General features: G+C 59.6%; 23 protein-coding genes. 12 read left to right on the top strand and 11 right to left on the bottom strand.

Annotation, left to right across the window (positions count from 1 at the left end; all coding sequences use genetic code 11):
- Positions 1 to 33: 33 nt before the first annotated feature.
- From GIW79_RS06955 to GIW79_RS06945, 3 genes are all read right to left on the bottom strand, one after another.
- On the bottom strand, positions 34 to 567 hold the full coding sequence (locus tag GIW79_RS06955) for an REP-associated tyrosine transposase (protein ID WP_054896754.1): 534 nt from the start codon (positions 565 to 567) through the stop codon (positions 34 to 36).
- Between the two features lie 131 nt (positions 568 to 698).
- A complete protein-coding gene (locus tag GIW79_RS06950; protein ID WP_236452399.1) occupies positions 699 to 899 on the bottom strand; it encodes a hypothetical protein in 201 nt (66 codons plus the stop codon).
- 193 nt (positions 900 to 1092) lie between these two features.
- On the bottom strand, positions 1093 to 2133 hold the full coding sequence (locus tag GIW79_RS06945) for a threonine aldolase family protein (RefSeq protein WP_003194862.1): 1041 nt from the start codon (positions 2131 to 2133) through the stop codon (positions 1093 to 1095).
- A 90-nt stretch (positions 2134 to 2223) separates the two neighbouring features.
- Here GIW79_RS06945 and GIW79_RS06940 point away from each other — a divergent pair, with 90 nt between their 5' ends.
- The 8 genes from GIW79_RS06940 to fdhA all read left to right on the top strand — a co-directional run bounded on the left by GIW79_RS06940 (position 2224) and on the right by fdhA (position 12202).
- On the top strand, positions 2224 to 2952 hold the full coding sequence (locus GIW79_RS06940) for a TraX family protein (protein WP_198790995.1): 729 nt from the start codon (positions 2224 to 2226) through the stop codon (positions 2950 to 2952).
- Between the two features lie 258 nt (positions 2953 to 3210).
- Positions 3211 to 4464, top strand: coding sequence for a serine hydroxymethyltransferase (glyA, locus tag GIW79_RS06930; RefSeq protein WP_003194857.1), 1254 nt, complete (start codon positions 3211 to 3213; stop codon positions 4462 to 4464).
- Positions 4465 to 4486: 22 nt separating this feature from the next.
- Positions 4487 to 5737, top strand: coding sequence for a sarcosine oxidase subunit beta (locus GIW79_RS06925; RefSeq protein WP_003176546.1), 1251 nt, complete (start codon positions 4487 to 4489; stop codon positions 5735 to 5737).
- Between the two features lie 15 nt (positions 5738 to 5752).
- On the top strand, positions 5753 to 6055 hold the full coding sequence (locus GIW79_RS06920; RefSeq protein ID WP_003194855.1) for a sarcosine oxidase subunit delta: 303 nt from the start codon (positions 5753 to 5755) through the stop codon (positions 6053 to 6055).
- On the top strand, positions 6052 to 9069 hold the full coding sequence (locus GIW79_RS06915) for a sarcosine oxidase subunit alpha (RefSeq protein WP_034128877.1): 3018 nt from the start codon (positions 6052 to 6054) through the stop codon (positions 9067 to 9069). Before GIW79_RS06920 ends, GIW79_RS06915 begins: the two co-directional genes overlap by 4 nt.
- A 136-nt stretch (positions 9070 to 9205) precedes the next feature.
- Positions 9206 to 9838, top strand: coding sequence for a sarcosine oxidase subunit gamma (locus GIW79_RS06910; protein ID WP_014720232.1), 633 nt, complete (start codon positions 9206 to 9208; stop codon positions 9836 to 9838).
- Positions 9839 to 9963: 125 nt separating this feature from the next.
- On the top strand, positions 9964 to 10821 hold the full coding sequence (purU, locus tag GIW79_RS06905) for a formyltetrahydrofolate deformylase (RefSeq protein ID WP_236452398.1): 858 nt from the start codon (positions 9964 to 9966) through the stop codon (positions 10819 to 10821).
- A 181-nt stretch (positions 10822 to 11002) separates the two neighbouring features.
- Positions 11003 to 12202: a formaldehyde dehydrogenase, glutathione-independent gene (fdhA, locus tag GIW79_RS06900; protein WP_014720230.1), complete on the top strand. Its 1200-nt coding sequence runs from the start codon at positions 11003 to 11005 to the stop codon at positions 12200 to 12202.
- A 57-nt stretch (positions 12203 to 12259) separates the two neighbouring features.
- Here fdhA and GIW79_RS06895 read toward each other — a convergent pair whose 3' ends face one another.
- From GIW79_RS06895 to GIW79_RS06865, 7 genes are all read right to left on the bottom strand, one after another.
- Entirely contained in the window at positions 12260 to 13444 is a 1185-nt protein-coding gene (locus GIW79_RS06895) for an efflux RND transporter periplasmic adaptor subunit (RefSeq protein WP_372241999.1), read from the bottom strand.
- Between the two features lie 73 nt (positions 13445 to 13517).
- The gene (locus tag GIW79_RS06890) at positions 13518 to 14927 is read right to left on the bottom strand and encodes a TolC family protein (RefSeq protein ID WP_229999336.1); all 1410 of its coding nucleotides are present in this window, start codon (positions 14925 to 14927) and stop codon (positions 13518 to 13520) included.
- A gap of 4 nt (positions 14928 to 14931) precedes the next feature.
- Positions 14932 to 16131, bottom strand: coding sequence for an ABC transporter permease (locus GIW79_RS06885; protein WP_181124775.1), 1200 nt, complete (start codon positions 16129 to 16131; stop codon positions 14932 to 14934).
- The gene (locus GIW79_RS06880; protein ID WP_034128873.1) at positions 16131 to 16841 is read right to left on the bottom strand and encodes an ABC transporter ATP-binding protein; all 711 of its coding nucleotides are present in this window, start codon (positions 16839 to 16841) and stop codon (positions 16131 to 16133) included. The genes GIW79_RS06885 and GIW79_RS06880 overlap by 1 nt, the downstream gene beginning before the upstream one ends.
- A 163-nt stretch (positions 16842 to 17004) precedes the next feature.
- Positions 17005 to 17484, bottom strand: a complete 480-nt coding sequence (locus GIW79_RS06875; protein WP_054896760.1) for a hypothetical protein — start codon at positions 17482 to 17484, stop codon at positions 17005 to 17007.
- A 229-nt stretch (positions 17485 to 17713) separates the two neighbouring features.
- On the bottom strand, positions 17714 to 18076 hold the full coding sequence (locus tag GIW79_RS06870; RefSeq protein WP_054920761.1) for a hypothetical protein: 363 nt from the start codon (positions 18074 to 18076) through the stop codon (positions 17714 to 17716).
- 324 nt (positions 18077 to 18400) lie between these two features.
- Positions 18401 to 18859, bottom strand: coding sequence for an anti-sigma factor domain-containing protein (locus tag GIW79_RS06865; RefSeq protein ID WP_054896761.1), 459 nt, complete (start codon positions 18857 to 18859; stop codon positions 18401 to 18403).
- A 136-nt stretch (positions 18860 to 18995) separates the two neighbouring features.
- Here GIW79_RS06865 and GIW79_RS06860 point away from each other — a divergent pair, with 136 nt between their 5' ends.
- The gene (locus tag GIW79_RS06860; RefSeq protein ID WP_034128869.1) at positions 18996 to 19568 is read left to right on the top strand and encodes a DUF2780 domain-containing protein; all 573 of its coding nucleotides are present in this window, start codon (positions 18996 to 18998) and stop codon (positions 19566 to 19568) included.
- Here the strand turns inward: GIW79_RS06860 and GIW79_RS06855 are convergent.
- The gene (locus tag GIW79_RS06855) at positions 19565 to 20449 is read right to left on the bottom strand and encodes an acyltransferase (RefSeq protein WP_236452397.1); all 885 of its coding nucleotides are present in this window, start codon (positions 20447 to 20449) and stop codon (positions 19565 to 19567) included. The genes GIW79_RS06860 and GIW79_RS06855 overlap by 4 nt on opposite strands.
- A 171-nt stretch (positions 20450 to 20620) precedes the next feature.
- On the opposite strand from GIW79_RS06855, the gene rloA2 reads away from it, so the two are divergent.
- Genes rloA2 through creC form a run of 3 tightly spaced genes read left to right on the top strand, consistent with a single transcriptional unit; the run spans position 20621 to position 23237 of the window.
- Entirely contained in the window at positions 20621 to 21121 is a 501-nt protein-coding gene (gene rloA2 / locus GIW79_RS06850) for a retropepsin-like aspartic peptidase RloA2 (protein WP_014720226.1), read from the top strand.
- An 8-nt stretch (positions 21122 to 21129) separates the two neighbouring features.
- Positions 21130 to 21798, top strand: coding sequence for a two-component system response regulator CreB (creB, locus tag GIW79_RS06845; protein WP_236452396.1), 669 nt, complete (start codon positions 21130 to 21132; stop codon positions 21796 to 21798).
- On the top strand, positions 21798 to 23237 hold the full coding sequence (gene creC / locus GIW79_RS06840) for a two-component system sensor histidine kinase CreC (protein ID WP_236452394.1): 1440 nt from the start codon (positions 21798 to 21800) through the stop codon (positions 23235 to 23237). The genes creB and creC overlap by 1 nt, the downstream gene beginning before the upstream one ends.
- Positions 23238 to 23249 lie beyond the last annotated feature (12 nt).

Raw genomic sequence — 23249 nt, 5'->3', positions numbered from 1 at the left:
CGTCCCGTCGTAAGGGAAGGGGCACGCGGATCTTCAGAGCCAAGGTTGGATGTCGATCAGGCCTGGCATACCTGCATAGTTGCGCGCGCTGGAGTAACGCCAGTGTTCAGCCAGGTCCACATAGCCCCGCTTTATGGGGTTGTGATGGATGTAATCAAGCTTCTGGCGCATGACTGCCTCGCTGTAAACCAACTCCGCATGTGAACCTTCCTGCCACAGTTGATAAACACGATCTGTCTTGTGTGCACGCTTGCAGAAACGCAGGCGCTGCAATATCCGCTCCGCGCCTTTGCTTTGCAGGTCGTCAATGATGGTGCGGGCGGTGAAGGATTTGAATTGGCTGACGCACTTTCCCAGATCGGGCGCTTGAGCAATAAAGTGCAAGTGATTTTCCAGGATGACGTAACCAAACAAGTTTAAAGCGTGGTTGCTTTGTTGATATCGCCAGCAATCCAGAAGATGGTCCACCAGGTAGTTGCGGGTGAAGAGAGGGAGCCATTCCATGACAGTGCAGGTGAGGAAGTGGGGTTTTTCGGGTTCGGTGATGACATAGCGGCTTCTGCCCACGTGTTCATCCTTGATTTCGGGTGGACGCGGAGCGTCCGAGGAGGCATTCCCACGCAGAGCGTGGGAACGATCATGATTCAGCGTCGCGTCGCAGGTCGGGAATCTGCGACGCGAGCCTTAGGTGTTAACAGTTATTGGGCATAGATATGGACAACGAAGTGCTGGCCTGAGTTTGTCAATTCGTAGGCTTTGTCGTAGATGGTCAGCGTCCTTGATGGCTCCTGAATGGTGTCCCCGACCTTGGCGTGTTTCCTGAACTCATCCCAGTCAATGACCGTGGTGCTAGTGCTGCCGCCGCTTTGCAGTGTGTTGCCATTGCTTTGATATTCCATGATAAAGCTCTCCATTGATGTGCCTTTGCCGCCGATTATTCGGCTGGCGGTGAAACCCGCAAGGTGGCAGTTACCGCTGCGTTTCCCTTGCGGGTAACGAGAGGCTAGACAATGAAAACGAGCTGCGTGGCTCTCAGAAATATCAAAAAACAGTCTCAGCAATCGGCCAGTACCAACTGGCCGAATTCGTACGTTAAGCGTTCATCACTTCCCGAATATCGGCAGCCAATTCCCTTACACGCTCTTCCTCGGTATCCCACGCACACATGAAGCGCGCACCACCTTTGCCGATGAAGGTGTAGAAACGCCAGCCCTTGGCGGTCAGCGCTGCAATCGCGGGTTCGGAGAGTTGCAGGAACACGCCGTTGGCCTGTACCGGGAACATCAATTCCACACCGGGAATATCCGCCACCAGGCTGCTCAACAATTGCGCGCAATGGTTAGCGTGGCGCGCATGCTTGAGCCAGGCGTCATTTTCCAGCAGGCCCACCCATGGCGCAGAAAGGAAGCGCATTTTCGACGCCAACTGACCGGCCTGTTTGCAGCGGTAGTCGAAGTCTTCAGCCAGTTTGTGATTGAAGAACAGGATGGCTTCACCCACCGCCATGCCGTTTTTGGTACCACCAAAGCACAGCACGTCGACGCCGGCTTTCCAGGTCAGGTCGGCCGGTGAGCAACCCAGGAATGCACAGGCATTGGCGAAGCGGGCACCGTCCATGTGCAGGTTCAGGCCCAGCTCCTTGCAGGTGGCGCTGATGGCACGGATTTCTTCCGGGGTGTACACGCTGCCGACTTCGGTGGCCTGGGTCAGGGTCACGACGCGGGGTTTGGGGTAGTGGATGTCCTGGCGCTTGAGGGCGATCTCACGGATCGACTCCGGGGTCAGCTTGCCGTTTTCGGTGCGGGCAACCAACAATTTGGAGCCGTTGGAGAAAAACTCCGGCGCGCCGCATTCGTCGGTCTCGACGTGGGCAGTTTCCGAGCAAATCACGCTATGGTAGCTCTGGCACAACGAGGACAGCGCCAGGGAGTTGGCAGCCGTACCGTTGAAGGCGAAGAACACCTCGCAGTCGGTCTCGAACAGATTGCGGAAACCGTCGGCGGCGCGGTGGGTCCATTCATCATCGCCGTAGGCACGTTGATGGCCCTGGTTGGCTTGTTCCATGGCGGCCCAGGCTTCCGGGCAGATGCCGGAATAGTTGTCGCTGGCAAATTGTTGGCTCTTGTCGGTCATGGCCCGTTCCTGTGGTCGATGTTGGTGCGCACTTTACCCAAGATTGCCGGGGGCACGCACGCACTGTAAATGCAAAGTCGTTGGGGAATTATGCACGGTACTGAAACCTTGCCTGTCGGACCTGTCCGAGATGGCGCTTTGGATCTGCTCAAGTGGCTGGCGCTGTTGAGTATGGTGCTCGATCATTTGCGCTATGTGGGGCTGAGTCTGGATGGGCTATACGTGCCGGGGCGCCTGGCGTTTCCATGGTTTTGCCTGGCGATTGCGGCTAATTTGCACCGTGTCCGTTACGCCCCAGTGACGGGCCATTGGCGCTACCTGGGTTGGTTGCTGCTGTTCAGCGTGATCAGCGAAGTGCCTTATCGGATGTTCATCGAAGATGCCGATACCTTGAACGTGTTGCCGACCCTGGCGCTGGGCATGCTGGTTGCCCGAGGTTGGCAGCAAAAGACGTTGGTTGATCGAGGATTGGCGCTGATCGCCGTCACCATGGCGGCCGTGTTTTCACACCAGTTGATGTTCGGTTTCTTTGGTGTATTGCTGCCACTGGCGATATTGCTGGTGTTTCGCCGGCCCTGGTATTTCAGCGTGCTGCCGGGTTTAGTCTGCGTCGCCGCCAATCAGTGGCAGATTCTGCTCAATAGCGGCACGCTTGTGGCGCTGTCGGGGTTGGCTGCATGTCTGATTGCGCCGCTGGCAGGATTGGTCTTATTGCGACATGGCAAAAACGCCAACCCCCCCGCCATGCGACGCTGGGCCTATGCCCTGTATCCCATGCATTTTCTTCTGTTGCTACTCGTTCGCAAGCTCATTGCCTAGCCCTTGTAGGAGCGAGCTTGCTCGCGAAAAACGTCAACAATAACGCGGGCTGCCTGATTGAACGCGGCGCCCTCAGGTTTTTCGCGAGCAAGCTCGCTCCTACAGTTTGTAGGCACCCAGTTAGCATTTGCTCAGGCCATGTCGTAAACGCACCTTTGCGTGGCGTGCGCAGGCATTTGGCCCGCACGCGCCAGCCCTACCATCGCATCAAAGGGCCCTGCGAGGGCCTCAACAATACGAAAGGCTGGGAGAGACGCGATGTTCAGCAAACAAGACCAGATCCAGGGATATGACGACGCACTGCTGGCGGCGATGAATGCCGAGGAGCAGCGCCAGGAAGATCATATCGAGCTGATCGCGTCGGAGAACTACACCAGCAAGCGCGTGATGGAAGCTCAAGGCAGTGGCCTTACCAACAAATACGCCGAAGGCTACCCGGGCAAGCGCTACTACGGCGGCTGCGAGCATGTGGACAAGGTCGAAGCCCTGGCCATCGAGCGCGCCAAGCAGCTGTTCGGTGCCGATTACGCCAACGTGCAACCGCACTCCGGTTCCTCCGCCAACAGCGCCGTGTACCTGGCGCTGATCAATGCCGGCGACACCATTCTGGGCATGAGCCTGGCCCACGGCGGTCACCTGACCCACGGCGCCAAAGTGTCGTCCTCGGGCAAGCTGTATAACGCGGTGCAGTACGGCATCAACACCGACACCGGCCTGATCGACTACGACGAAGTCGAGCGCCTGGCGGTCGAGCACAAGCCGAAGATGGTGGTGGCAGGTTTCTCGGCCTACTCCAAGACCCTTGATTTCCCACGCTTCCGTCAGATTGCCGACAAGGTTGGCGCGCTGCTGTTCGTCGACATGGCCCACGTCGCCGGGCTGGTCGCCGCCGGCCTGTACCCGAACCCGCTGCCTTATGCCGACGTGGTCACCACCACCACCCACAAGACCCTGCGCGGTCCACGGGGCGGCCTGATCCTGGCCAAGGCCAACGAAGAAATCGAAAAGAAACTCAACGCTGCGGTATTCCCCGGCGCCCAGGGCGGCCCGCTGATGCACGTGATCGCCGGCAAGGCCGTGTGCTTCAAGGAAGCGCTGGAGCCCGGCTTCAAGGCTTACCAGCAGCAAGTGATCGATAACGCCCAGGCCATGGCCGAAGTGTTCATCAAACGTGGCTACGACGTGGTCTCCGGCGGCACCGATAACCACCTGTTCCTGGTCAGCCTGATCCGCCAGGGCCTCACCGGCAAAGAGGCGGATGCCGCCCTGGGTCGCGCCCACATTACGGTCAACAAGAACGCGGTGCCGAATGACCCGCAGTCGCCGTTCGTGACCTCGGGCCTGCGCATCGGTACCCCGGCGGTGACCACCCGTGGCTTCAAGGTGCCGCAGTGCGTCGAACTGGCCGGCTGGATCTGCGACATCCTCGACAACCTCGGCGACGCCGATGTCGAGGCAAACGTGGCCAAGCACGTGTCTGCCCTGTGCGCTGATTTCCCGGTTTATCGCTGAGCGCGGTTTTGGAGTAATGACTATGCAACGCTACTCAGGCTTCGGCCTCTTCAAGCACTCCCTCAGCCATCACGAAAACTGGCAGAAGATGTGGCGCACGCCGACCCCTAAAAAGGTCTACGACGTGGTCATCGTCGGCGGCGGCGGGCATGGTCTGGCGACCGCTTACTACCTGGCCAAGGAACACGGCATCACCAACGTGGCGGTGGTCGAGAAAGGCTGGCTGGGCGGCGGTAACACCGCGCGCAACACCACCATCGTGCGTTCCAACTACCTGTGGGACGAGTCGGCGCACCTGTACGAACACGCTATGAAACTCTGGGAAGGTTTGTCCCAGGACCTGAACTACAACGTGATGTTCTCCCAGCGTGGCGTGTACAACCTGTGCCACACCCTGCAGGACATCCGTGATTCCGAGCGCCGAGTGAGCGCCAACCGCCTCAACGGCGTGGACGGCGAGCTGCTGAATGCCCAGCAAGTGGCCGACGAAATCCCGTATCTGGATTGCTCCAAGAACACCCGTTACCCCGTGCTCGGCGCCACCGTGCAACGTCGCGGCGGCGTAGCCCGTCACGATGCCGTGGCCTGGGGCTTTGCCCGTGCTGCCGATGCCTTGGGCGTGGACCTGATCCAGCAGACCGAAGTGATCGGGTTCCGCAAGGAAAACGGCGTGTGCATCGGTGTGGAAACCAACAAAGGCTTTATCGGTGCCAAGCGCGTCGGTGTGGTCACGGCCGGTAACTCCGGGCACATGGCCTCGCTGGCGGGCTTTCGCCTGCCGATCGAATCCCACCCGCTGCAAGCGTTGGTGTCGGAGCCGATCAAGCCGATTATCGACAGCGTGATCATGTCCAACGCGGTGCACGGTTACATCAGCCAATCCGACAAGGGCGACCTGGTGATCGGCGCCGGTATCGACGGCTACAACGGTTACGGCCAGCGCGGTTCGTACCCGGTGATCGAGCACACCATCCAGGCCATCGTCGAGATGTTCCCGGTGCTGTCGCGGGTGCGCATGAACCGCCAGTGGGGCGGCATCGTCGACACCACGCCGGATGCCTGCCCGATCATCTCCAAGACCCCGGTACCGAACATGTTCTTCAACTGCGGTTGGGGTACGGGCGGCTTCAAGGCCACCCCAGGCTCAGGCAACGTGTTTGCCGCCAGCCTGGCCAAGGGTGAAATGCACCCGCTGGCCGCACCTTTTTCCATCGACCGTTTCCACAACGGTGCGTTGATCGACGAACACGGCGCTGCGGCCGTCGCCCACTAACAGGAGAAATTCCCTATGTTGCATATCTTCTGTCCTCACTGTGGCGAACTGCGCTCCGAAGAGGAATTCCACGCGTCCGGCCAAGCGCACATCCCGCGCCCGCTGGACCCGAATGCCTGCACCGACGAGCAGTGGGGCGACTACATGTTCTTTCGCGATAACCCGCGCGGCCTGCACCACGAACTGTGGATCCATGCCGCCGGTTGCCGCCAGTATTTCAACGCCACCCGCGACACTGTGACCTACGAAATTCTTGAAACCTACAAGATCGGTGAGAAGCCTCAGTTCACCGCCAAGGCCTCTGGAGAGAAGGTATGAGCCAGATCAATCGCCTGTCCAACGGTGGCCGCATCGACCGTAATAAAGTCCTGACGTTTACGTTCAACGGTCAGAGCTACAAGGGTTTTGAAGGCGACACCCTGGCCGCAGCCCTGCTGGCCAACGGTGTCGACATCATTGGCCGCAGCTTCAAGTACTCGCGCCCAAGGGGCATCTTTGCCGCGGGCGCCGAAGAGCCGAACGCGGTGCTGCAGATCGGCGCCACCGAAGCCACGCAGATCCCCAACGTGCGCGCCACCCAACAGGCGCTGTACCAAGGCTTGGTTGCTACCAGTACCAACGGCTGGCCGAGCGTGAACAACGACATGATGGGGATTCTCGGCAAGGTCGGCGGCAAGCTGATGCCGCCGGGTTTCTACTACAAAACCTTCATGTACCCGCAATCGTTCTGGATGACCTACGAGAAGTACATCCGCAAGGCGGCGGGCCTTGGCCGTTCGCCCACCGAGAACGACCCGGACACCTACGACAACTTCAACCGTCATTGCGACGTGCTGGTCGTGGGCGCAGGCCCTGCGGGCCTTGCGGCTGCGCTGGCCGCTGCGCGCAGCGGTGCCCGTGTGATCATCGCCGACGAGCAGGAAGAGTTCGGTGGTTCGCTGCTCGATTCCCGCGAAAGCCTCGACGGCAAGCCGGCCACTGAATGGGTTGCCAGCGTCATTGCCGAATTGAAAGCGCTGCCGGACGTGGTGCTGCTGCCCCGCGCCACCGTCAACGGTTACCACGACCATAACTTCCTGACCATTCACGAGCGTCTCACCGACCATCTCGGTGACCGTGCGCCGATTGGCGTGGTGCGTCAGCGTATCCACCGCGTACGTGCCAAGCGTGTGGTGCTGGCCACCGGTGCGTGCGAGCGTCCGCTGGTGTATGGCAACAACGATGTGCCGGGCAATATGCTCGCGGGTGCGGTGTCTACCTACGTGCGTCGCTACGGCGTGGCACCGGGTAAAAAGCTGCTGCTGTCGACCAACAACGATCATGCCTACCGCGTTGCGCTGGATTGGTTCGATGCGGGCCTCACCGTTGTTGCGGTGGCCGATGCGCGCCACAACCCACGCGGGGCTCTGGTTGAAGAAGCTCGCGCCAAAGGCATTCGCATCCTCACCGGCAGCGCCGTGATCGAGGCCCGCGGCAGTAAGCACGTGACCGGTGCCCGCGTGGCAGCCATCGACGTCAAGGCGCACAAAGTCACCAGCCCCGGCGAGTGGCTGGACTGCGACCTGGTCGCCAGCTCCGGCGGTTACAGCCCGGTGGTGCACCTGGCCTCGCACCTGGGCGGCAAGCCGACCTGGCGTGAAGATATCCTCGGGTTTGTACCGGGCGAAGCACCGCAAAAACGCGTGTGCGTGGGTGGCATCAACGGTGTCTACGGCCTTGGCGATTCCCTCGCCGATGGCTTTGAAGGCGGCGTGCGTGCGGCCAGCGAAGCCGGTTTTGCCCCGGTTGAAGGCACGCTGCCAAAAGCCTTGAGCCGTCTTGAAGAACCCACCCTGGCGCTGTTCCAGGTGCCCCACGAAAAAGCTACCGCACGGGCGCCAAAGCAATTTGTCGACCTGCAAAACGACGTGACCGCCGCCGCCATCGAACTGGCCACCCGCGAAGGTTTCGAGTCGGTGGAGCACGTCAAACGCTACACCGCGCTGGGCTTCGGCACTGACCAGGGCAAGCTGGGTAACGTCAACGGCCTGGCCATCGCCGCCCGTTCGTTGAACGTGACCATCCCGCAGATGGGCACCACCATGTTCCGTCCCAACTACACGCCGGTGACGTTCGGCGCCGTAGCGGGCCGTCACTGTGGGCATATCTTCGAGCCGGTACGCTACACCGCGCTGCAGGCCTGGCACGTGAAGAACGGCGCCGAGTTTGAAGACGTCGGCCAGTGGAAACGCCCGTGGTATTTCCCGCGTAATGGTGAAGACCTGCACGCCGCAGTGAAGCGCGAATGCCTGGCCGTGCGTGACAGTGTCGGCCTGCTGGACGCGTCCACCCTCGGCAAGATCGACATTCAGGGCCCGGATGCCCGCGAGTTCCTCAACCGCATCTACACCAACGCCTGGACCAAGCTCGACGTGGGCAAGGCGCGCTACGGCCTGATGTGCAAGGAAGACGGCATGGTCTTCGACGACGGCGTGACGGCCTGTCTGGCCGATAACCACTTCCTGATGACCACCACCACCGGCGGCGCCGCCCGCGTGCTGCAGTGGCTGGAAATCTACCAGCAGACCGAATGGCCGGACCTCAAGGTGTACTTCACCTCGGTCACCGACCATTGGGCAACCATGACCCTGTCGGGCCCCAACAGCCGCAAGCTGCTCAGTGAAGTCACCGACATCGACCTGGACAAGGACGGCTTCCCGTTCATGACCTGGAAGGAAGGCCTGGTGGGCGGCGTGCCGGCGCGGGTGTTCCGTATCTCGTTTACCGGTGAGCTGTCGTACGAAGTCAACGTGCAGGCCGACTACGCCATGGGTGTGCTGGAAAAGATCGTCGAGGCCGGCAAAAAGTACAACCTGACCCCGTACGGCACCGAGACCATGCACGTACTGCGCGCTGAGAAGGGCTTCATCATCGTCGGGCAAGACACCGACGGCTCGATGACCCCGGACGACCTGAACATGGGCTGGTGCGTTGGCCGTACCAAGCCGTTCTCGTGGATCGGCTGGCGCGGGATGAACCGTGAAGACTGCGTGCGTGAAGAGCGCAAGCAGTTGGTGGGGCTCAAGCCGATCGACCCGAACGTGTGGCTGCCGGAAGGCGCGCAGTTGGTGTTCGATCCGAAGCAGACGATTCCGATGAAGATGGTGGGTCACGTTACCTCAAGTTATGCGCATAACTCCCTGGGCTATTCGTTTGCCATGGGTGTGGTGAAGGGCGGCTTGAAGCGCATCGGTGAGCGGGTGTTCTCGCCGCAAGCGGATGGCAGCGTGATCGAAGCCGAGATTGTGTCTTCGGTGTTCTTTGACCCCAAAGGTGATCGGCAGAACGTCTGACACCTGATCGTTCCCGCGCTCTGCGTGGGAATGCATTCCGGGGCGCTCTGCGCCCCAAGGGCGGACGCAGAGCGTCCATGGCGGCATTCCCACGCGGAGCGTGGGAACGATCAACAGAATTCAGAACAGGTGCTTTATGACAGCAGCCAATGTTTACCAACAACGCCCCACCACCGGCGCCAAGGCCGAGTCGTCGCTGCACCATGCCGACCTCGCAAGCCTGGTCGGCAAGGGCCGCAAGAACGCCGGCGTGACCGTGCGTGAAAAGAAACTCCTCGGCCACCTGACTATCCGCGGCGATGGCCATGATGCCGCCTTCGCCGCCGGCGTGCACAAGGCCGTCGGTATCGAACTGCCCGGCCCGCTGAGCGTGGTCTTCAAAGGTGAAACCAGCCTTCAGTGGCTCGGCCCGGATGAGTGGCTGTTGATTGTGCCGAGCGGTGAAGAGTTTGCCGCCGAGCAAAACCTGCGCGCCGCCCTGGGCGACCTGCATATCCAGATCGTCAACGTCAGCGGCGGCCAGCAGATTCTTGAACTGAGCGGCCCGAATGTGCGCGATGTGCTGATGAAGTCCACCAGCTACGACGTACACCCCAACAACTTTCCGGTCGGCAAAGCCGTGGGTACGGTGTTCGCCAAGTCGCAACTGGTGATCCGTCATACGGCTGAAGACACCTGGGAACTGCTGATCCGTCGCAGCTTCTCGGATTACTGGTGGTTGTGGTTGCAGGATGCCTCGGCTGAGTTCGGCCTGAGCGTTGTCGCATGATGATCATTCCCACGCTCCGCGTGGGAATGCATACCGGGACGCTCTGCGTCCCAAAAGCGGACGCAGAGCGTCCATGGCGGCATTCCCACGCAAAGCGTGGGAACGATCAGCCTGAGGAGTGACCCATGAGCCGCGCACCCGATACATGGATTTTGACCGCCGACTGCCCCAGCGTGCTCGGCACGGTGGACGCGGTCACCCGCTACCTGTTTGAGCAAGGCTGCTACGTCACCGAGCACCATTCGTTTGATGACCGCCTCTCGGGTCGGTTTTTCATTCGTGTTGAGTTCCGTCAGCCTGACGGCTTTGACGAGCAGGCGTTCCGGGATGGCTTGGCCACCCGTGGTGAAGCCTTTGGCATGATCTTCGAACTGACGGCGCCGAACTACCGGCCCAAAGTGGTGATCATGGTCTCCAAGGCCGATCACTGCCTCAACGACCTGCTGTATCGCCAGCGCATCGGCCAGTTGTCGATGGATGTAGTCGCGGTGGTGTCCAACCATCCCGATCTGAAACCCTTGGCTGATTGGCACCAGATTCCCTACTACTATTTCCCCCTCGACCCCAACGACAAACCGTCCCAGGAGCGCCAGGTGTGGCAAGTGGTGGAAGACACCGGCGCCGAACTGGTGATCCTTGCGCGCTACATGCAGGTGCTGTCACCGGAGCTGTGCCGCAAGCTGGACGGCAAGGCCATCAACATTCACCACTCGTTGCTGCCGGGCTTCAAGGGCGCCAAGCCTTATCACCAGGCGTACAACAAGGGTGTGAAACTGGTGGGCGCCACGGCGCATTACATCAACAACGATCTGGATGAAGGGCCGATCATCGCCCAGGGCGTGGAAGTGGTGGATCACAGCCACTATCCCGAAGATTTGATTGCCAAGGGGCGGGATATCGAAGGGCTCACATTGGCGCGGGCGGTGGGGTATCACATCGAGCGGCGGGTGTTCTTGAACGCCAATCGCACCGTCGTTCTTTAGATCCCTATCGCAGGCAAGCCAGCTCCCATTCCTGGATGTGTGAACCCGATCCACTGTGGGAGCTGGCTTGCCTGCGATGAGGCCCTTACAAGCAACACAAGAAACAGCATCTGTACCCGAGCACTTAACGCGCTGCCCCAAGGGCAACGCAGTTCCATAAAAACAACAGCGAGGTGAAAGCATGTCTGGTAATCGTGGTGTCGTGTATCTCGGCAACGGCAAGGTCGAAGTACAGAAAATCGACTATCCCAAAATGCAGGACCCCCGTGGCAGGAAGATTGAACACGGCGTCATCCTGCGCGTGGTCTCCACCAACATCTGCGGCTCCGACCAACACATGGTGCGCGGCCGTACCACCGCCCAGACCGGCCTGGTGCTCGGTCATGAAATCACCGGTGAAGTCATCGAGAAGGGCAGCGACGTCGAGAACCTGAAAATCGGCGACCTGGTGTCCGTGCCGTTCAACGTCGCGTGCGGCCGCTGCCGCTCGTGCAAAGAGCAACACACCGGCGTATGCCTGACCGTCAACCCGGCCCGTGCCGGTGGCGCCTACGGCTACGTGGACATGGGCGACTGGACCGGCGGCCAGGCCGAGTACGTGCTGGTGCCGTATGCCGACTTCAACCTGCTGAAACTGCCGGACCGTGACAAGGCCATGGAGAAAATCCGTGACCTGACCTGCCTCTCCGACATCCTGCCCACTGGCTACCACGGCGCTGTTACTGCCGGCGTCGGCCCAGGCAGCACTGTCTACATCGCGGGTGCCGGCCCGGTGGGTCTGGCGGCTGCCGCCTCCGCTCGCTTGCTGGGTGCAGCGGTGGTGATCATCGGCGACGTCAACTCGATCCGCCTGGCCCACGCCAAGGCTCAGGGTTTTGAAGTGGTCGACCTGTCCACCGACACCCCGCTGCACGAACAAATCGCCGCGCTATTGGGCGAGCCCGAAGTGGACTGTGCCGTTGACTGCGTGGGCTTCGAAGCACGCGGCCACGGCCACGACGGCGTCAAGGCCGAAGCCCCAGCCACCGTGCTCAACTCGCTGATGGGCGTGGTACGTGTGGCAGGCAAGATCGGTATCCCAGGCCTGTATGTGACCGAAGATCCAGGTGCTGTCGATGCCGCCGCAAAAATGGGCAGCCTGAGCATTCGCTTTGGTCTGGGCTGGGCCAAATCCCACAGCTTCCACACCGGGCAGACGCCAGTGATGAAGTACAACCGCCAACTGATGCAGGCGATCATGTGGGACCGTATCAACATCGCTGAGATCGTCGGCGTGCAGGTGATCAGCCTTGATGATGCGCCACGTGGCTATGGCGAGTTCGATGCGGGTGTACCGAAGAAGTTTGTGATTGATCCGCACAAGCTGTTCAGTGCGGCGTAAAGGCAAAGCAAACAAAGGGCGACCCGCGGGTCGCCCTTTGTTTAACAAAGACGCGCATCATTCTCGCGATGAGCTGCCAAGGCTCACCTGCCCGGGTGCAAGACCAAAAACTTCTACGCCCTCGGCGTTGGCATGGCCCACCTCTACGATCCGGCGTTCAATCGGCTGGCCCTCGCCTTTACGGTAAATCACGACCATTTCACTGCCTTCCTGGCTTATCGCTTCGGGCGCCACGATGATGGCCTGTTCATTGTGGTAGGCCGTGATGTTCAGGCGTGCGCTCATACCGGGACGGATACGCTTGGCCTGTCCTGGCGTCAATGCCGCCACGCTCAGTGTGACGGGAAACAGTGCACTGTCACCGGGGTCATCGCTGGGCAAGGCCAGGTTGCCGACCGCTTGCACATGGCCAAGCAGCGGCTCGCCGAGAAATCCATCACCCAGGATTTCAACGCGCTGTCCCGGTTGCAGCTGGTTGATATCCAGCTCGGATGCCGTAGTGACGATCTTCAGTGTTTCGGTATTGGCCAAACCCAGCAGAGCCTGATTCTGACTGACCCTTGAGCCGGTCTGTACGAGAGGCGTTACTTCGGCCCCTTGTGCGGCATTTACAGGAACAATAACGCCGGTGAACGGTGCTACCACGACTTGTTTGGCAATCAACCGTTGCAGCTGTTCGTACCTCACCGTGGCATTGGTCAGCTCCATTTCGGCAATCTGCCGAGCCTGCCCTTTCCCTTCGTCTAATAACGCGTTCAGCTCGTTTTGAGCGCTGCTGCGTTCAAGTCGTTGCAACTTCGTTTGCTGCTCCAGTTCGTCAAGTTCGTTGCGCGCAATAATGCCGCGTTCGAACAGATGGCGGTTTTCTCGTAGCCTGCCTTCCAGGTTGCTCAGTGAGATGTCGGCGGTGCGTAACGCACGACGCGCTCGTGTGACTTGAGTGCCATTTTCCCAATTGTTCAACTCGTGCACGGTTCGTTGGGCTTTGAGTTGCCCGGACAGGGCTTCGCGTAACTGCAGCTCGATCAGCGTAGGGTCCATGCTCAGAAGCGCTTGGCCTTTCTGTACCCACTGGCCCTGTTCGGCTTCGAGGGACTGGATAACGCCTTCGAATGGTGCGTTGAGCACTATGGTTTGGATAGGCTCGAATTTTCCGACCAGGCCGATATGTAGTGTCATTGGCTTGGTTTGCACGCTCACCCATTGCGGTGCGGGGGGCGGCGCAATCGCAACTTTTTTCACGATCAATGCAGCGCCAATCAACGCTATCAGCATCATCGAACCTATGCGCCAATAGTGCGAGTGACAGGCCTTTTCAGTGTGGGCCTTCAAGTGCAATCTCCCATTTTTCCAAGGTCATGCCGAGGGTTTCGTCCAATTGCGTCTGGGCGTTCAGATAAGCGATGAGTGCGTTGATACGTGCATTTTCCGCATCGCGCAGATCGTTTTCGAAACTGATGATTTGAAAATTGCTGGAGCGCCCGACGCTGAGTTTTTCGCGCTCGATGTCCAGCTTGCGCGTGGACAGTTCGTTGGCACGCAGGGCGATTTCATATTGACGCCAGCGGGTGCCCAGTTCGCGCACTACGTTGCTGACGTTGCGTTCCAATTCTTGACGGGCGTCGGCGATTAGCAACTGCTGTTGTTCTACATTGATACGCGCACGTGTCTGCGCTTGGCGGGTGCTGATGTCGCCGATGGGGATTTCCAACTGAAGGCCGGTATAGCTTTCCCAGCGCCGAGCAGAGCCGGTGCCTGGGTGCTCACGCACCTGACTGGCACCCGCCACCAGAGAGAGGTCCCAGCGAGCGGCATCCTTGGCGAGGATCATGTCCAACGCGGCCTGCTGGCCATTGAGCAATGTGGAGAGGTACTGAGGTTGCTGAGCTTGCGCCAGGTGAATGGCTTGTGGCAGATCGACCTCCAGGGGAGTTGCCTGTACGGCCTCGGTGGCCTGAATGTTCGTGGACAAATCCAGTGCCAGCAGGCGCAGCAGGGCGAGGCGTTGAATATCTAGCTGGTTTTGCGCTTCTTCGACACTCAGTTCCTGGACGGCGATGTCAGCTTCGGTCTGCACGATTTCAAATTGAGCCATGCGCCCGGCGTTGATCAGTGCTTTGTTCACCGTCAACAAGGCCTGCGCCCTTTGAAGCGACGCCTGGACGATGCCCAGTTGCTCCTGAGCCCTGATCAGCTCCCGATAGGTTGTGATGATGGTGGAGACCGTTTGAGAAATATTCGCCTTGAGGTTCAGGCGGTTGGCTTGCTCTGACAGTCTTGCGAGCCGCAGGGGGGCGGTGGTGACATCCGGGCCGGATCCGCGCAATAACGGTTGGATTATTTCCAGGTTTATCCCGTCGCTGCGCAGGTGGCCCACCTGCTCGGAATGGTTGAGCTGCTGGGTCCATCCCACGTTCAAGCGCGTGCCGTACTGTCCGAGCAACGTAGCCGTGGGGGTAAGTGCGAGTTGACGAGCTTGGTCTTCGCTGCTTCTGATGTTTGTGTATTCACTCTTGAGCAAGAGTTTTGGCTTGAACGCGTCTTCAGCCACGCGCAGGTCGAATTTTTGGCCCTCCCTTTGCAAGTAAGCGCTGCGTATTTCACGGTTGTTGCGCAGGCCAAGGTAAAGGGCATCCGCCAGACTCATGCCGATAGTCTGCTCGCTTAACAGCGAGGAGGCTTTGGTATTCTGGACACACAAGAAAAACGCTGCGGTCAGCACCAGGTATCTACTCGTCTTCACGCAGCGCTTCCACAGGTTGTAGCCGCGAGGCGGAAAGGGCGGGGTAAAGCCCAAAAAACATACCGACTACTATCGCGCTGCCAATGCCCAATGGCACCGACATTGGCGACAGCGCGAAGCTCCATCCCGATACACGGGCATAAATGAGGGCCAAGCCGACGCCCAGGATGGCTCCGGTAAGTGCTCCCAAGGTGGTCAAGGTCAGTGCTTCGATCATGAACAGGTTGCGGATATCGCGGGGACGAGCGCCCATGGCCATGCGCAAACCGATTTCTCGGCGCCGTTGCGCGATGCTCATCAGCATGACGTTCATCACCCCGACACCACTGGTGATAAGCGAAATGCCAGCGAGGGCGGCTAGCAGATAGGTGAAGGTTCGATTCTGTTGGGACAGGCCGTCGATGATCTGCTGGGGGACCAGAACGTCGATGTCCTGGCCGGGAAATAGCTGTCTTAATCCGTGTTTGAAGTCGGACGCCACGCTACCAATAGGACGCGCGCCCGGAGCACGTGCGAAAACGTGGGTGACTGGCGCCCAAGCTTGTAGTCGGCGGACACCTTGCAGTGGAATAAACATGGAGGTGTTGGGGTCGAACGGAGCAATCGCCGACGCAAACCGTGGATGCAGAACGCCTATGACTTGGAACAGTGCATGTTGCACTCGTAGTGTGTCGCCTATGCGCACCGGCGTGCCAGCGCTGGAGAGTTCATCGGCGAGCTGGCGGCCTATCACTGCATGAGTGGCTTGGTCATCGAATTCGCTCAGAAAACGCCCTTCATGCACTTCCAAGCCCAACGCCTGTTTCAGTGGGGGCGTTGAGCCGATCAGTTGGATAGAAATGTCGCGCCCCTTGAACGTCACTGAGTTGCCCATCAGGGCAACGGGTGCAATGTTCACTAAATCAGGGACTTTATTGCGCAGTTGAGTAATGCCTGCGGGCAGCGGCGAGGTTTGCCTCGTATCTGCGGCATTTGAAACCTGTGCAACTAGTGTATCGACACCCATTCCCTGGAAGATTGCAGCGGCTTCTTCGGCGGCGTTGTGACCGATATTGATGAGGGCGACCACCGAGCAGCTCCCCATGACGACGCCGAGAAGGGTGAGCACTGCGCGTTTGCCCAAGGTCCGCAGGTTGGTTCTGACGTCATGTATCAGGTCGCGAAAAGTTTGGCTCCCGCCGCTCATCAGTTCTGACACGGTTCGTGCTCACGCAGGGTTCGGTCCTGAACGAAGATTTGTCTGTCCAGGCGCGCGGCGATGTCTAAATCATGGGTAACGACAATCAGCGTGACGCGGTGCTCACGATTGATTGCCAGCAACAATTCCAGAATGTCGTTTGCCGTGCGGCTGTCCAGATTGCCAGTGGGCTCGTCCGCGAGAATCAGGGAAGGCTCCCCCACGAGAGCTCGCGCAATTGCGACTCGCTGTCGTTGGCCGCCAGACAGATCGGCGGGGAGGTGATGTGCCCGGTGGCTGAGGCCGACCTGGTCGAGTCTGTGCATGGCACGCTGCAGGGCTACTCGCCGGCCAAGGCCACGGTAGGAGAGAGGCAAGGCGACGTTGTCCAGTGCGCTGAGGCGTGGCATCAGGTTGAAGTTCTGGTAGATGAAACCTAGGTGTCGGTTGCGTAACACGGCCAATTGATCCGGTGTCGCCTTGGATGTGTCGTGTCCGTAAAACTCATACCGCCCTTCATCAGCCCGGTCCAAGAGGCCGAGTATGTTAAGTAATGTGCTCTTACCTGAGCCCGAAGTGCCAAGTACGGCACAGTGGTCACCTGCGTTTATCTGCAAGTTTATGTTCTCAAGAATTGAGATGGGCTGTTTGGCAAGTTGATAATGCTTGCATACGCCCTGCAGCGAGAGGGCGAGCGGGGGGGCAGGAATCACGAGCATTTGAAGTTCAGGATGTTCGATAAAGGAGGCGGGATGGCGACAATGTATTTGACTGTTCGCATGCAAACAAAAAACCGTGTGCGAGTTGTCTTTTCATTGGGCTAGGTGCCTGACGCCGGTGCTTTTGTAAATGCAAGAGCACCAGCGGCGAACAATCAGCGACTTAGATCGAGATAAAGCATCTAGGGTCGGACCCGGACTTATCAAATATCATCTCAATTTCTGCACTTCGCAAACCGGGGTTATAGTTGGCCATTTTCAAATCATGCCATTGCCTGTCCTGCTTCATGGCATCTGCTGACTTTGTCACGCGGGTTCCATTTCGGCTGACGGTCTTTATATTGACATTGGCTTTGCTTCTGTCGGTGTGCCCGTCGGTTTTCACAATTCGGTACCTGTCTACGCGCACGTAATGTATGGTACTTCCGCTACCGGCAATAACGCCTTGAACGTAGCCGACAAACTTCCCAGTGCTGCATGAATGAGAAAATGCTGATTCAGTGACAGCTTGATTTGAGAAAGAGTTTCCAATCGGAACAGTGATGGTGCCGATAGCGCTCGCTAACCCGCTCGCACTTGCAACGGCCGGAAGGCCGAACAGCGCAATTGCAAGTAGTCCGGGTTTTAAGAAGGATTTAAACATGTCGTTCTCCGAAAAATTCATTGCTGTTTTCGGCACTTCGTGAGGGGCCTGGCCCGTGGCTTGGTTGTTGTTAGAACGGGTTGGCTGCAGTCTGATAGTTTTCTATTGTTAGTTAAGTAGGACTTGTCTGAGGTTTGCTATTTCCAGCAAACCCGCTTCTACAGGTTCTTTGGAAACTGCCAGTTGATGCGCAAGCAAACAAAGGGCGACCTGCGAGTCGCCCTTTGCATCACTTAAGCGCCGTCAACCGCAAATAGGGATCGGCCACCTCACCGTTTTTTATCAAACGTTTTCCACCGTAATCACAGTGCACCTTACCGTCGCGCACGTTGATGGCTTCTGCCTGCAGTGCGTATTCCGGGTCCAGAAAATCATCGTTGGTCCCGGCGGTTTGCCCCGTCCATGTTTTGCCTTGGGTTTGGGCTGAATACTGATAGCCCTCGCCATAGGGCGGCGGCAGGTCGGGGTCTGTGTAGGGTTTTGAATGGATGTCGCTGACGGCAGGGCATTGGCCCGTGTCGACGGCTGCGTTGCTGGCTGGCAGGTTGTAGGCGGTGACTAGGGAAAAGAGATTAGGTACCCATCCGATCATCGTTATAACTCCTTGTCCACGAGGTAGTCCTCCCTGCTCTGCGTTGGGAGGCCGATCTGGGTGGGGCGTTACACGGGTTAGGTTCCTTGGAAGCTGCTACAGCAGTTTACGGGACATGCAACGGGTCGGCGGTGAGTCTGCAAATGAGACCATCTCTGGGAGCAGGCTCGCCCGCGAAGGCGATGTGTCAGTCACTGCATTATCGCTTTCGCAGGCAAGCCAGTTCCCACATTTGATCTTTGTTGCTTTGAACATTGCGTTCGCTTAACAGATCGGCATCAGGGCAAGCCCACTCCTACATTTAAACCGAGTGTCAGCCGGTGATTAGCGCGTGGCCAGGGCGCCTTGGTAGACCGTCGGCCCTGTCGGTTGCTTGCTCACCGAGCCACCCTTGGTTTCCGAACTCACCATCAGCTCCACCGGCTTGCTGATGCTTTCTTGCTGGCGCGGATTCAGGCCGATGATGCCTTTGCCATCCTCCGGCAGCAGGCCAAGGGATACCGGTGTGCCGTCTTTGGGAATCGCCCAGAGTTCAAGGCTTTGGTCCGGTGCTGGCGCCGTGGAGGCAATCGGCTGCACTTCCAGGTAATCCTTGTGGGCCATGATTTGTGCGGCTGGCTGCTGGGTCGTGGTCACCAATGTCGCCGCGGATTTGACGCTGTCCTGGGTGTAGAGCGCGCCGCCGATACCGGCAACCACTACCGCACAGGCGCCGATGAACAGGCGAGGGCGGCTCCAGAACGCAGGCTTGTGCTCAATCACTGGGGGTTGGATCGCAGTCATAAGTCTCTTCTCGACAAATTTTGTAGTCAGTTCATGGACCCGCTTATCCCCGATGGGTTCCTCAGGGGCTCCGGAACAACCGACGGGATACCCAGTCCAACGCCTGCGTTTACCCCTATACCCAGAGGTTGTTTCGATGAAGATTTCACGCGGTTTTGCCCTGTCCTGCCTGTTGACCGTGGCCGCCGGCCCGGTGTTCGCCGCAGGTTTCAGCCTTGGCGATGCAGCCAATGCCATTTCCGGCATGCAGGGTGGCAACAACAAGGCTGCCGCCGCCGCGCCCACCTCGGAGACGGCCGACCTGCTGACGGCCTTGACCTCGCAACTGAACATCACCCCCGAGCAAGCAGTGGGCGGCACGGGCGCCATGCTGGGCCTGGCCAAGAACAAACTGAGCGGCAATGACTTCTCGCAGTTGAGCAGCACTGTACCGGGCCTCGACAAGTTGTCAGGTAATAACGCATTGGGCAGCCTCGGTGCCCTGAGCGGGATGCTCGGCCAAACCGGTGGCAGCAAGACCAGCGGCCTGGACGGCCTGTTGGGCAACGTGAAAAGCACCAATGACTTGAACACCGCCTTCAGCGCATTGGGCATGGACAGCGGCATGGTCGGCCAGTTTGCCCCGGTGATCCTGAAATACCTGGGAGGCGAGGGCGCCAGCAGTTCCGTGCTGGGCAAATTGGCTCAGGCCTGGGGTACCGGCAGCTAAGGCTCTTGGCGCAGTTGTTCGATGCGCGCATCCTTTTCCATCCAGAGCTGGTTGACCCAGTTCTGGACGGTCTGGCGAAACGCCGGATCGTTCTCGTAATCCCCTTGCCACAACGCCGGGTCCAGTTCGCGGGTACGGATATCCACGATCACCTTCGGCACTGCGCCGCTGATCAAGTCCCAGAACCCCGGAATCTTTTGCTGCGGATATACCACGGTCACGTCGAGGATCGCGTCCAGTTGTTCGCCCATCGCCGCCAGCACAAATGCCACGCCGCCCGCCTTGGGCTTGAGCAATCGGGTAAACGGTGAGGCCTGCTGCTTGCGCTTGGCCTCGTTGAACCGCGTGCCCTCCAGGTAATTGACCACCGTGACCGGCTGGCGCTTGAACAGCTCGCAGGCCTCTTTGGTGATTTTCAGATCCTGCCCCGCCAGCTCCGGGTGCTTGGCCAGGAATGCCTTGGTGTAGCGCTTCATGAAGGGGTAATCCAGCGCCCACCAGGCCAGGCCGAGGAAGGGCACCCAGATCAGTTCTTTTTTCAGGAAGAACTTGAAGAACGGCGTGCGCCGGTTCAGCGCCTGGATCAGCGCCGGGATATCCACCCAGGATTGATGGTTGCTGATGACGAGGTAGGAGGTGTCCCTGCGCAGGTCCTCACCGCCGCGAATATCCCATTGGGTTGGAATGCACAGCGAGAAGATCAGCTTGTCGATCTCGGCCCAGGTCTCGGCGATCCACATAACCGCCCATGAGGCATAGTCACGCGAGCGCCCTGGCGCCACCAGCTTGAGCAGGGCGAAGACCATCAAGGGGCCGATCAGGATCAGCGTGTTGAATAACAGCAGCAGTGTAACCAGACAGCCGGTGAGCAGGCGGCGCATAAGCAACTCTTGGAATTCTGTGGGCGGGCCATGATAAGCAAGGTGAGTCTAGAGGCCAAATCGCAAATTGCCCGACGAATGTTTCACACTGTGCGCGATATGCTCGGTCATCCAACTAAGTGCTGTGTTTGCGGTCTAGACTCCGCCCACTTCTTTCGAGGAAATCCTGCCGTGAAATTGCTCCTTGCCGCGTTCGCCCTGGTTGCTGTGCCTGTCATGGCCGCCGAACCGACCCTCTACGGTCGCTACGAATACATCCAGTTGCCGGAGATCGGCCAGACGTTCAAGGCCAAGATGGACACCGGCGCGCTGACCGCCTCGCTGTCGGCGCGCGACATCGAAACCTTTCAGCGCGACGGCGATGACTGGGTGCGCTTCCGCCTCGGCGGTGAAGACGCGGGTAACAAGGTCTATGAGCACAAGGTGTCGCGCATCAGCAAGATCAAGAGCCGCGCCGACGAAGATGATGACAAGGACGAAGCCAGTGTGGCCAAGCGCCCGGTGATCGATCTGGAGATGTGCCTGGGCGACGTCAAGCGCACCGTCGAGGTCAACCTCACCGACCGCAGCAGCTTCAACTACCCGCTGCTGATCGGCGCCAAGGCCCTGCGTGAATTTGGCGCTGCGGTAAACCCGGCACGTCGCTACACTGCCGACAAACCGGACTGCTGATTGAACCCATGCCGCACATCCTGATTGTCGAAGACGAAGCGGCGATAGCCGACACGCTGATCTTTGCCCTGCAAGGCGAAGGCTTCACCACCACCTGGCTGACGCTCGGCCAGGCGGCGCTGGAGCATCAGCGCCAGACCCCGGCCGACCTGGTCATCCTCGACATCGGCCTGCCGGACATCACCGGCTTTGAAACCTGCAAGCAATTGCGCCGCTTCAGCGAAGTGCCGGTGATGTTCCTCAGTGCCCGGGATGCGGAGATCGACCGGGTGGTGGGGCTGGAGATCGGTGCCGACGATTATGTGGTCAAGCCTTTCAGCCCGCGGGAAGTGGCGGCGCGGGTCAGGGCGATTCTCAAGCGGGTCGGCCCGGGTGTGGCGCCAACCCTGTTCCAAGTGGATCTGGAACGCATGCAGATTCTCTATCGCGGCCAACCCTTGAGCCTCACGCGGCATGAGTTCCGCCTGCTGCAAAGTCTGCTGGACCAACCCGAGCGCGTGTTCAGCCGCGAGCAACTGCTGGACGCGGTGGGCGTAACCGTTGATGCCGGTTACGAGCGCAATATCGACAGCCATATCAAGAGTGTGCGCAGCAAACTCAGGAGTGTGGCGGCGGATGCCGAGCCGATCCAGACCCATCGTGGCCTCGGCTATAGCTACAGCCCGAGCCACAGCTGATGCGTCTTGGGCTGCGGATTTTCCTGGTGTATGCGCTGTTTATCGGCCTGACCGGCTACTTCGTGCTCAACACCGTGATGAAGGAAATCCGCCCCGGCGTGCGCCAGTCCACCGAAGAAACATTGGTGGACACCGCCAACCTGCTGGCTGAAATCCTGCGTGCAGACGTTAAAAACGGCACCCTCGGCCAGAGCCATTGGCCAAAGCTGCTCAAGGCCTATGGCAACCGTCAGCCGGGTGCGGTGATCTGGGGGCTTCCGAAAAACCAGGTCAACCATCGCATCTATGTGACCGACGCTACAGGCAGGGTATTGCTCGATTCCAGCGGTGAAGCAGTCGGCCAGGACTATTCGAAATGGAACGACGTGTACCTGACCCTGCGCGGCGAATACGGTGCGCGCTCCACCCGCAGCGATGCAGACGACCCCACCTCATCGGTGATGCACGTGGGGGCGCCGATTCGCGATAACGGCCAGATCATCGGCGTGGTCACGGTGGCCAAGCCCAACAGCTCGTTGCAACCCTACGTGGATCGCACCGAGCGGCGCCTGCTGTGGTACGGCGCCGGGCTGGTCACCCTGGGGCTGCTGCTGGGCGCGCTATTGTCGTGGTGGCTGACGGCGGCCCTCAGGCGCCTTACCGCCTATGCCGAAGCCGTGAGCGAGGGCCGCCGCGCGGAGTTGCCGCATTATCGCGGCGGCGAGCTCAAGCAGTTATCCACCGCCGTGGAACACATGCGCACGCAGCTGGAAGGCAAGGCTTACGTAGAGCGCTACGTGCATACGCTGACCCATGAACTGAAGAGCCCGTTGGCGGCGATTCGCGGTGCAGCAGAGCTGTTGCAGGGTGACATGAGCCGCGAGCAGCAGCAGCGGTTTGTCGGCAATATCGACAGCGAAAGTGCGCGCCTGCAACAGTTGATCGAACGCCTGTTGAACCTGGCCCAGGTGGAGCAGCGACAAGGTCTGGAAGAGCAGTCGAGCATTCCTTTGGCCGCCCTGGTTGAGGATGTGCTCAAGGCTCAATGTGCGCGGACCGAAGGCGCTGGCTTGCACGTCGAGCAGGTCATCGCCGCCGATGTGCGGGTGTTTGGCGAACCCTTCCTGCTACGCCAGGCCCTGGGTAACCTGCTCGACAATGCTCTGGATTTCACCCCTCCCGGCGGCACGCTGAGGTTCAGCGCGCAGGTGCGGCATAACGAGGTGCAGGTCAGCCTGTTCAACCAGGCTGAGGCGATTCCCGATTACGCCTTGCCGCGCCTGAGCGAGCGCTTCTACTCGCTGCCGCGCCCGGCCAGCGGGCGCAAAAGTACGGGCCTGGGGCTCAACTTTGTCGAGGAGGTGATGAAGCTGCACGGCGGCTCGTTGCAGATCGACAACGTACCGGGCGGCGTGCAAGCGGTGCTGCATCTCCACACAGTCTCCACATTGCCCACATAAATCTCCCATACC

The organism is Pseudomonas sp. PA-7-1E (assembly GCF_021605325.1).
Lineage (GTDB): Bacteria > Pseudomonadota > Gammaproteobacteria > Pseudomonadales > Pseudomonadaceae > Aquipseudomonas > Aquipseudomonas fluorescens_BV.
The sequence above is the reverse complement of the archived record's forward strand: the minus strand, read 5'-3'. Positions and strand labels throughout refer to the sequence as shown.